At 66.6% G+C, this 8943-nt stretch carries 10 protein-coding genes and 1 pseudogene; 8 read left to right on the top strand and 3 right to left on the bottom strand.

Going from position 1 to position 8943, the window contains the following annotated elements; all coding sequences use genetic code 11:
- The 3 genes and pseudogenes from AC5RTT_RS18765 to AC5RTT_RS18755 form a co-directional block, all read left to right on the top strand.
- A pseudogene (locus AC5RTT_RS18765) lies at nt 1–274 on the top strand (3-methyladenine DNA glycosylase); the annotation flags it as partial.
- A 115-nt stretch (nt 275–389) separates the two neighbouring features.
- On the top strand, nt 390–1358 hold the full coding sequence (locus tag AC5RTT_RS18760) for an ATP-binding cassette domain-containing protein (protein WP_494146456.1): 969 nt from the start codon (nt 390–392) through the stop codon (nt 1356–1358).
- Nucleotides 1355–2179, top strand: a complete 825-nt coding sequence (locus AC5RTT_RS18755; protein WP_494146455.1) for an ABC transporter permease — start codon at nt 1355–1357, stop codon at nt 2177–2179. The genes AC5RTT_RS18760 and AC5RTT_RS18755 overlap by 4 nt, the downstream gene beginning before the upstream one ends.
- 16 nt (nt 2180–2195) lie before the next feature.
- On the opposite strand, the gene AC5RTT_RS18750 is transcribed toward AC5RTT_RS18755, so the two are convergent.
- Nucleotides 2196–3875, bottom strand: coding sequence for an AMP-binding protein (locus tag AC5RTT_RS18750; protein ID WP_494146454.1), 1680 nt, complete (start codon nt 3873–3875; stop codon nt 2196–2198).
- 94 nt (nt 3876–3969) lie between these two features.
- Between AC5RTT_RS18750 and AC5RTT_RS18745 the strand changes: the two genes are divergently transcribed.
- Nucleotides 3970–4248, top strand: a complete 279-nt coding sequence (locus AC5RTT_RS18745) for a putative quinol monooxygenase (RefSeq protein WP_009357160.1) — start codon at nt 3970–3972, stop codon at nt 4246–4248.
- A 62-nt stretch (nt 4249–4310) separates the two neighbouring features.
- Here AC5RTT_RS18745 and AC5RTT_RS18740 read toward each other — a convergent pair whose 3' ends face one another.
- Nucleotides 4311–4736 (bottom strand): thioredoxin family protein, encoded by a 426-nt coding sequence (locus AC5RTT_RS18740; RefSeq protein ID WP_494010333.1) that lies wholly within the window; start codon nt 4734–4736, stop codon nt 4311–4313.
- Nucleotides 4737–4894: 158 nt separating this feature from the next.
- Here AC5RTT_RS18740 and AC5RTT_RS18735 point away from each other — a divergent pair, with 158 nt between their 5' ends.
- Together AC5RTT_RS18735 and AC5RTT_RS18730 are read left to right on the top strand one after the other, a co-directional pair.
- The gene (locus AC5RTT_RS18735; protein ID WP_494146453.1) at nt 4895–5818 is read left to right on the top strand and encodes an ABC transporter ATP-binding protein; all 924 of its coding nucleotides are present in this window, start codon (nt 4895–4897) and stop codon (nt 5816–5818) included.
- Entirely contained in the window at nt 5815–6615 is an 801-nt protein-coding gene (locus AC5RTT_RS18730; protein WP_494146452.1) for an ABC transporter permease subunit, read from the top strand. Before AC5RTT_RS18735 ends, AC5RTT_RS18730 begins: the two co-directional genes overlap by 4 nt.
- A 39-nt stretch (nt 6616–6654) precedes the next feature.
- On the opposite strand, the gene AC5RTT_RS18725 is transcribed toward AC5RTT_RS18730, so the two are convergent.
- Nucleotides 6655–7206, bottom strand: a complete 552-nt coding sequence (locus AC5RTT_RS18725; protein WP_494146451.1) for an acyl-CoA thioesterase — start codon at nt 7204–7206, stop codon at nt 6655–6657.
- A gap of 70 nt (nt 7207–7276) precedes the next feature.
- On the opposite strand from AC5RTT_RS18725, the gene AC5RTT_RS18720 reads away from it, so the two are divergent.
- Both AC5RTT_RS18720 and AC5RTT_RS18715 read left to right on the top strand, forming a co-directional pair.
- Nucleotides 7277–8011, top strand: coding sequence for a potassium channel family protein (locus tag AC5RTT_RS18720; protein ID WP_494146450.1), 735 nt, complete (start codon nt 7277–7279; stop codon nt 8009–8011).
- Nucleotides 8012–8361: 350 nt separating this feature from the next.
- Nucleotides 8362–8943: LysM peptidoglycan-binding domain-containing protein (locus tag AC5RTT_RS18715; RefSeq protein ID WP_494146457.1), on the top strand; the 582-nt coding region annotated here is incomplete at its 3' end.

Below are 8943 nucleotides of genomic sequence, written 5' to 3'. Positions count from 1 at the left end.
GCAGACCATCCCGGGCATCGGCATCTGGACTGCCGCCGAGGTGGTGCAGCGGACCCACGGATGCCCCGATTCCATCTCGGTGGGCGACTACCACCTGGCGGCGTACGTGGGTGCGGCGCTGACCGGCAGGCGCACCGACGACGCCGGGATGCTCCGGCTGCTGGAACCGTGGATGGGGCACCGGCAGCGGGTGGTCCGCATGATCCAAGCCAGCGGTTTCCGCAAGCCCACCTTCGGTCCGCGGATGACCATCCAGGACCACCGCCGGCACTGACCCGGAAACAGGGACTGCCGCCGGGGCAGGGGCGTGGACTGGCAGGTCCGGCGGGTATAGCGTGGCGCAAGGGACCCCTACCCGAGTGCCCCGCATGCATCCTTTGGAGCCGGCGATGATCCATACGGAAAAACTCACCAAGACCTTCCAGGTCAAAAAGGAAACTGTAGAAGCCGTCAAGGGCGTGGACATTGATGTTGCCCCCGGCGAGCTGGTGGCGTTCCTGGGTCCGAATGGCGCGGGCAAATCCACCACACTGCGGATGCTCACCACCCTGCTCCGACCCACCTCCGGCTCCGCCACCGTAGCCGGAGTGGACGTGGCCGCCGACCCCGCAGGCGTACGGGCACGGATCGGCTACATCGGCCAGGGCAACGGCGGCGGGCACAGCTTCCGCGTGATTGACGAACTGGTGATGCAGGGCCGCTTCTACGGAATGAACACGGCCGACGCCGCCGCCCGCGCGCAGGAACTGCTGCACTCCCTGGACCTAGTGGACCTGGCCAAACGCACGGTCATCAAGCTCTCCGGAGGCCAGCGGCGCCGGATGGACGTGGCACTCGGCCTGATGCACTCCCCCAGGCTGCTGTTCCTCGACGAACCGTCCACCGGGATGGATCCGCAAAACCGGGCCAACCTCTGGGACCACATCATGCGGTTGCGCCAGGAACACGGCACCACGATCGTCCTCACCACGCACTACATGGATGAAGCGGACTCGATGTCCGAGCGGGTGATCGTCATCGACCACGGCCGGATCATCGCCGATGACACGGCTGCGCGCCTGAAAGCCAACCTCGCCGGCGACCTGCTGGCCGTCGAAGTGGCGGCCGAGTCCGCTCCGGCCGTGCGGGGACTCCTGGGCCGGGCGGCGGCAGGCGGCGAAGTGCAGGAAAACAGGCTCGACGGCGTGGTGACGTTCCGGCTGCGCCTGCCGGAAGGTGCACGGATCGCCCCGTCCCTCCTGAAGGGCATGAACGACGCCGGCGCTCCCGCCCAGTCGATCGAGCTGAAGCCGCCCACCCTGGACGACGTTTTCCTCGAACTGACCGGCCGCAACCTCCGGGAAGGAGCCAACCAGTGAGCACCCAATCGCTCCGCCACATCGCCCGCACCGGGGACGCCCCGAGGACGCCAGGCCTGAGACGGGTCCTGCGGGACACAAGGTACGTCTTCTGGCGTGAGATGCTGCTGCCGCTGCGCGACCCGTTTTCCCTGATCTTCTCCCTGATCCAGCCGCTGGTGTTCCTCGGTTTGTTCGGCCCGCTGCTCAGTGCCTCGGTAGGAGCCCCGGCCTTCGGCGGCCAATCCACCCTGCAGTGGTTCCTGCCCGGCGTGGTGGTAATGATCGCCCTGTTCGGCACCTCGATGACCGGTTCCAATTTGCAGTACGAGCTAATGACCGGTTCCTACGAGCGGATCCTCGCCACTCCCCTGTCCCGCTCTTCACTGATGATCGGCCGGGCGCTCAAGGAATGGGCGCCGCTGGTGCTCCAGGGACTCCTCATCGCCATGGTCTGCATCCCGTTCGGGTTCGTCTTCCACCCGCTGCATGTGCTGCTGGGCCTGGTGATCCTGGGGGTTTTTGGCATCGGCCTGGGCGCACTCTCCTACTCCCTGGCGCTGGTGTCGCAGAACAAGGAGTGGATCTTCTGGGGCGTGCAGCAGACCCTGCTCTTCCCTCTGATGATCCTGTCCGGGATCATGCTGCCCATCGAAGCCGGTCCGGCCTGGATGAAGACCGCCAGCCTGTTCAACCCGCTGACCTATTTGGTGAACGCCGAGCGGGAGCTATTCGCAGGGACCATCGGGGAGCAGACGCTGTGGGGACTCGTGGCAGCGGCGGTGACGGCCGCCGTCGGCCTGGCGGTGGGGATCAGGACCATCAGCCGCGACATCCGCTAGGGCCCGGCAGCGCGGGTCACAGCCCCAGCCGGGCCACGGCCTCCTCGCGCATCTGGATCTTCCGGATCTTCCCGGAAACCGTCATGGGGAAGCTGTCCCGCACCTCCACGTAGCGCGGGATCTTGTAGTGGGCCAGGTTCCCACGGCAGAATCCGGCAACGGCGTCCGCGTCCAGCGGTTCTGCGCCGGGTTTGAGGATGATGCAGGCCATCAGCTCCTCGCCGTACGTCTCGTCCGGCACCCCGATCACCTGCACGTCCTGGATCGCAGGATGAGTGTAGAGGAACTCCTCGATTTCGCGGGGGTAGATGTTCTCGCCCCCGCGGATCACCATGTCCTTGATCCGCCCCTCGATCACCACGTACCCGTCGTCGTCCATCAGGGCAAGGTCCCCGGTGTGCATCCAGCCGTCGGCGTCGATGGCCTCCGCTGTCTTCTCCGGCTGGTTCCAGTACCCCGCCATCACGGCGTAGCCGCGCGTGCACAGTTCCCCGATTTCGCCCCGCTCCAACACGTTGCCCGTGGCAGGATCGATAACCTGGCTTTCCAGCCGCGGCATGGTGCGGCCCACAGTCTCCGTCCGGTGCTGCAGCGTGTCCCCCTGCCGGGTCATGGTGGACACCGGCGAGGTTTCGGTCATGCCGTAGCAGATGGCCACATCCTTCATGTGCATGTCCGAGATGACCCGTTTCAGGACCTCCACCGGGCACGGGGAACCGGCCATCACGCCGGTGCGCAGGGTGGACAGGTCATAGGTGGCGAAGTCCGGCAGGGCAAGCTCGGCGATGAACATGGTGGGGACCCCGTAGAGGGAGGTCCCGCCGAAATCCTGCACGGCCTCCAGGGTTGCCGCGGGCGAGAATCCCCTGCCCGGGATGATGGTGGCGGCGCCGTGGCTGAGGGCGTTCAGGTTCCCGATGACCATGCCGAAGCAGTGGTAGAACGGCACCGGGATGACCACGCGGTCGTGCTCGTTGTACCGGAGCAGTTCCCCGATGGCAAAGCCGTTGTTCAAAATGTTGTGGTGGGTCAGGGTGGCACCCTTGGGAAACCCGGTGGTGCCGGACGTGTACTGCAGGTTGATGGGGTCATGCGGGTCCAGTTCCGCCATTTGGGCCATCAGGGCGGAATGCGCGACGGCGTCCGCGCCCTTCAGCAGTTCTGCGTACGTCAGTTCCGCCTCGCCCAGCGGGGCCACGCCGCCGTCGGGCCCCTCACCTCCCGGCGCAGGGAGAAAAACCAGTTCCCGCAGGTCCGGACTTTCGGCGAGCACCCGGCGCGCCATGCCCACGAAGTCGCTGTTCCGGTCCGACGGGGCCGTCACCAGCATCCGCATGCCGTTCTGCTTCACCACGAATTCCAGTTCATGGCTGCGGTACGCCGGATTGACGTTGACCAGGATGGCGCCCACCTTGGCGGTGGCATACTGCAGCAGCGTCCACTCCGCGCAGTTGGGGCTCCAAATCCCCACCCGCTCACCCTTCCCGATGCCCAGGGCGAGGAGCCCGCGGGCCAGCCGGTCGACGTCGTCGTTCATCTTGGTGTAGCTCCACCGCCGGGCATCCGCCCCCGGAACCGGGCCTGCCTCTATCAGCGCGTCGTGGTACGGAAACCTCGCCACCGCCCGCTCAAAGTTGGCGCCGATGGTCTCCTCGAGCAGCGGAACGTCAGTGTCCCCGGCTGTATAAGCACGCATGCTGGCACGCTACCAACAGGTCCGGTGCAAATGAAGCATCCCCCGCCCGCGCAACAGAACGGTAGCTGCTGCGCGGGCCGGTATTGTGAAATCCATGAGTGCACCGATCGACCTGCAGGCAACGTTCATCCCCAACGAAGGCGAATTTTTCCGCGTGAAGCTCGCGCTGGAAATCGCCATCGACGAGGTGGTGAACGAGCCGGGCTGCATCCGCTACGAACTGACGGAAGCCACCGAGGAGAAGCTGGTCCTGACCGAACAATGGGCCTCGGAAGAGGACCTGGAGAAGCACTCCAAGGGCATCGCCGTGCAGGACCTGAACGAATCGCTGAGCGCACTGCTCGCCGAACCCGTCAAGGTGGAGCGCATCTAGCGCAGCCTTAAACAGCGAAGCGGGACCCTTCTGGGGGTCCCGCTTCGCTGTTTAAAGAAGACTTAGAGGTCGGGGATCTGGGAACCGTCCTGGGGGCCCGCCGGCTTGCTGGCAGCAGCCGCGGCCTCTTCCCGCTGGCGTGCCACGTGGGCGTGGACTTCCTCCATGTCCAGCGCCTTCACCGCATCCACCACCTGTTCGAGCTGCTGGGCGTTCAGGGCGCCGGGCTGCGAGAACACCAGCACCTTTTCGCGGAAGGCCATCAGGGTGGGGATGGACGTGATGCCGGCCTCGGCGGCCAGCTGCTGCTCGGCCTCCGTGTCCACCTTCGTGAAGAGGACATCCGGGTGCTTCTCGGAAACAGCCGAGTACGTGGGGCCGAACTGCTTGCACGGCCCGCACCATTCAGCCCAGAAATCGACCAGGACAATATCGTTGCCCTCAATGGTTGACGCGAACTGTTCACCTGTGATGTCAAGGGTAGCCATGTGTCCACGCTACGCGGGATCGCCACCAAAGTCCCGGCCACGGGACCCCTGTTCGCTCCCCGCGTCATCGGGAATAACCGGAAAGCCGTCATATACAGGCGGCGCCGGGGCACCTAGTCTGGGGGTCATCAGCCACTGCGCGGCACCCAGGAGGGCTCATGGCCACCGCTGTTTCTGCCCGGTCACTCGTGAAGCGATTCGGCCGCAGGGAAGTGCTGCACGGCGTAGATTTCGAGGTGGAGGCAGGCACCGTCTTTGGGGTCATTGGACCCAACGGTGCTGGCAAGACCACCACCATGCGCTGCCTGCTGGACATCATCCGGCCCACGGCTGGCGAAATCCGGGTGCTGGGCACCGATCCCCGATCCGGCGGCCCGGAGTTGCGCCGCCGGATCGGGTACCTTCCGGGTGAACTGTTCCTGGAGGGCCGGGTGACCGGGCGCAAACTGCTGGCCCATTACCAGGCCATCAGCGGCCCGGTTCCACCGGGCCGGATCAATGACCTTGCCAACCGGCTGGGCCTGGACCTGGACCGCCACACCCGGAAGCTGTCCAAGGGCAACAAGCAGAAACTGGGGCTGGTGCAGGCGTTCATGCACGAGCCCGAGCTCCTGGTCCTGGATGAGCCCACGGGCGGGCTGGACCCCCTGGTCCAGCAGGAGTTCCACGCCATGGTCCGGGAGGCGAAGCACCGCGGGCAGACCATCTTCCTCAGCTCCCATGTCCTCAGCGAGGTCCAGCAGACTGCAGACACGGTGGCCATCCTCCGCGACGGACGGATCATCACGGTTGAATCTGTTGAAGGGCTGCGTGAAGGTGCCGTCCGCCGCGTCCGGCTCACCACGCACGGGATTGCAGCGCACGACGCCGTTGCGCTGCTGTCCGGAGTGCCCGGCGTCGGGCAGGTGCAGGTGCTGGAGGCGGACGGCGCCGTCTCGCTCTCGGCTGTGCTGGAAGGTGCCATCCAGCCGCTGGTGAGGATGCTGGGCTCGCTTGAGCTGACGGACCTGGTCCTGGACGAGCCAGACCTTGAGGAAGCAGTTCTGAAGATGTACGCCATGCCGCGGGAGGATGCCACATGACTGCCACCCTGCCCCTGTTCCGCAGGGCATTCTTCGACACCTGGCGCTCCACCCTGGGCTGGGCGGCCGGGCTCGCCGCTGCAGCGTTCCTCTATCTTCCGCTGTACCCGTCCATTGGCGGCAGCGCGCAGATGCAGGACATGGTGGACGCCCTGCCGGCCGAGATGACCAAGGCCCTGAACTACGACCAGATCGCCAGCGGGCCGGGTTACGCCCAGGCCACCCTGTTCGGGCTGCTGGGGTTCCTGCTGATGACCATCGCGTCGGTGGCGTGGGGTGCCGCGGCGGTGGGCGGGGACGAGGAGTCGGGGCAACTGGAGCTGACGCTTGCCCACGGCGTCCGGCGGGTCCAGGTGGTCCTGGAACGGGCACTGGCATTGTTCCTGCGGGTGGTGCTGCTGGCCGGGCTGGTCTTCGTCCTGGTGCTGGTGCTGAACGAACCGTCCCAGCTGGGGATCGAACCGGCCAACCTGTTCGGCGCCGCCGTCCTCTTCGCGGGCCTGGCCCTACTCAGCGGCACGGCCGCCCTCTGCGTGGGCGCCGCCACAGGACGGAAGACGTACGGCTTGGCCGCGGGCGCTGCGGTGGGCGTCCTTGGCTACGTGTTCAACGCCGTCGGACGGCAAAGCCCGGACGTGGAGTGGCTGCTGAACCTCAGCCCGTACCACTGGGCCTACGGCAACTCCCCCGTGGTGAACGGCGCCGACTGGGCTGCAGCCGGCTGGCTGTGGGGCCTCTCTGCGGCGCTGGTGGCGCTGGCCGCCGTCGCGCTTGAACAGCGGGACGTCGGCGCATAGGCCGCATGCGCGCGCGGTTCAGCACCTGGCTTGTGGGGATCAGCCCCTGGCCCAAAGATGGGGGGCGGGTGTACGGCTGCCGGGCAGAGCACTGGCTGCACGCCAATCGTGGAGCCAGTCCGGCAGGACCAGGTCCGCCGGGGGTGCGCCGAATTCGCGCAGGATCTCCTCCAGACCCACGGGCCCGGCCTTGGTGACCAGGCGGGTGGCGATGTAGGCACGCGCGTAAATTTCGCCGTGGGCAACCATTCGTTGCTCGAAATAGATGGCTTTGGCGTCCAGCCCGATAATGCGCGTTTCAATGCTGTACCGCTGCCACAGCTGCAGCGACTTCCGGAAGCTGATGGTCTCGGCGGCCACAACGGGGCCCCAGCCGCGGCGGCGCATGTGCTTCCACACGCCGCTGCGGACCATCAGGTCGAACCGGCCCAGGTCCATGAGGGACAGGTACATGCCGTTGTTGACGTGCATGGCGATATCGATGTCCGTTGGGAGCACCCGCAGCGGCAAAGAAGAGCTGTCCCACACGGTGAGCGGCTGCCGGCGGGCGGAGGTGAACAGCAGGAGGAGGGTTCTCAGGAGCAGGTGCATCCCCCTATATTACCCGCGGGTAACATAGGGGGACCGGGAAGGGACGTGCCGGCCCGCTAGGATTTCGTCCATGACCCAACAACGCTACCGGGACCTGGCGGAGTGGCCGCTGATGGCAACCGCGCTCGTGTTCCTGGCGGCCTATGCCTGGCAGGTCATCGGGCGGGTCGAGGGTGGCGGAACGATGTGGCTGGAGGCCCTAATGTGGGCCACCTGGGGCATCTTCGTGGTGGACTATGCGGCCAACCTGTGGCTTGCCAAGGACCGGTGGAACTGGTTCATCCGCAACCTGCACGAGCTCCTCATCGTGGCCCTGCCGCTCTTCCGGCCGTTGCGCCTGCTGCGGCTGGTGACGCTGTTGTCCGTCCTGCACCGGACCATCGGCGAGACCCTGAGGGGCCGCGTGGTCACGTACGTTGCCGGTTCTGCCGCCCTGCTGGTTTTCGTCGGTGCGCTCGCTGTCCTGGATGTGGAACAGTCCGCGCCGGATGCCAAGATTGTCACTTTTGGGGATGCGCTGTGGTGGGGAATCACAACCATCACCACGGTCGGTTACGGGGACATGTATCCAGTGACCCCCATCGGCCGGCTGGTGGCAGCCGCCCTCATGATGAGCGGCATTGCCGTCCTTGGCGTGGTGACGGCGTCCATCGCCTCGTGGCTGGTCCAGCGCGTGGAGGATACCGCCGAGACCGTGGCCGAGGCGGTGGAGGAGCCGGTCCGGGTTGAAGTGGCGGAGCTGGTGGCAGAGATTGCCGCGCTCCGCCGGGAGGTTGCGGAACTCAAGGAGCACCGCACGCTCTAGTGCTCACAGAGCAAGTATCGGGCACCCGCCGCTTTGCGTAGCAGCTCCGCCGCCGCCAAGTACCGGCCCCGAAAATTCGGGTATTTCCTACTGGTGCCCGGACCTGTACGCACTTCCTAGACTCGGGATTCCTAGGACCACATACGCGCTGGCGGGTCCCCCGGGTTGGCTTCCCGGAGGTGTCCGCTTCCTCGCGGAGCCTCCGTATTTTCTGGGTATGCGGACGCCTCCATCCCGCGCTGCTTGCGGCCCGGTTACACACCGGAGCCGTCGGAGCGCTGCACCTCGATCCGTCCCGCCTGCCGCTGTTCCTGCGTGCTTGGCCGGGACCGACTCCGGATGGGCCACCCATGAACCAGCCTTACCTCACCAACCCCGAAGCCGAGAGCAGAAGCTTCGCCACCGACGAACCCCGAACCGACCTTGTTGCAGTCCGTCCGGCCATCAGCAACCGGTTGTGGGCGGGCATGGCCACAGCCGCCGTGGTTGCAGCCGTGGGCGTTGGAGCCCTCGCGGCGCCCGCTTCCCTGACCGAAAGTACGACGGCGTCCGGACAGGTTGCCGGCGCGGTGGCACCTGCAGAGGGCGCTGCCCCGGCAGTGGATGCTGCCAGCCAGGAACCTGCTGCTGCCGTCCCGGCAAAGGCAACCCCGGCGGCCGAAGCACCCGCTCCTGCAGAACCTGCACCGGCAGAAGCTGCCCCCGCGGAACCTGCCGCTGCCGAACCGGCACCGCCGCCCGCACCGGAACCTGCGCCCGCCCCCGCAGACCAGAATCTTTATACGGTGGTGGCCGGCGACACGGTGGGCAGCATCGCAGCCAGGCATGGAATGGACGCCGTGCCCGCCGTCCATCTCGATTTTCATGAGGATCGGCTCGGATCCGGTGGTCCGGTTCCGCAGCTCCTGCACCCACTTGGCCGGCTCCACGTA

Source organism: Arthrobacter sp. Y3221157, from assembly GCF_059089865.1.
This window is presented reverse-complemented; position numbering and strand designations above follow the sequence as displayed.

Bases quoted from the DNA above. Each gene is read 5' to 3' on its own strand.
- AC5RTT_RS18730 (WP_494146452.1), top strand. From the start codon at position 5,815: ATGACTGCCACCCTGCCCCTGTTCCGCAGGGCATTCTTCGACACCTGG.
- AC5RTT_RS18725 (WP_494146451.1), bottom strand. From the start codon at position 7,206: ATGCACCTGCTCCTGAGAACCCTCCTCCTGCTGTTCACCTCCGCCCGC.
- AC5RTT_RS18720 (WP_494146450.1), top strand. From the start codon at position 7,277: ATGACCCAACAACGCTACCGGGACCTGGCGGAGTGGCCGCTGATGGCA.
- AC5RTT_RS18735 (WP_494146453.1), top strand. From the start codon at position 4,895: ATGGCCACCGCTGTTTCTGCCCGGTCACTCGTGAAGCGATTCGGCCGC.
- AC5RTT_RS18740 (WP_494010333.1), bottom strand. From the start codon at position 4,736: ATGGCTACCCTTGACATCACAGGTGAACAGTTCGCGTCAACCATTGAG.
- AC5RTT_RS18750 (WP_494146454.1), bottom strand. From the start codon at position 3,875: ATGCGTGCTTATACAGCCGGGGACACTGACGTTCCGCTGCTCGAGGAG.
- AC5RTT_RS18760 (WP_494146456.1), top strand. From the start codon at position 390: ATGATCCATACGGAAAAACTCACCAAGACCTTCCAGGTCAAAAAGGAA.
- AC5RTT_RS18745 (WP_009357160.1), top strand. From the start codon at position 3,970: ATGAGTGCACCGATCGACCTGCAGGCAACGTTCATCCCCAACGAAGGC.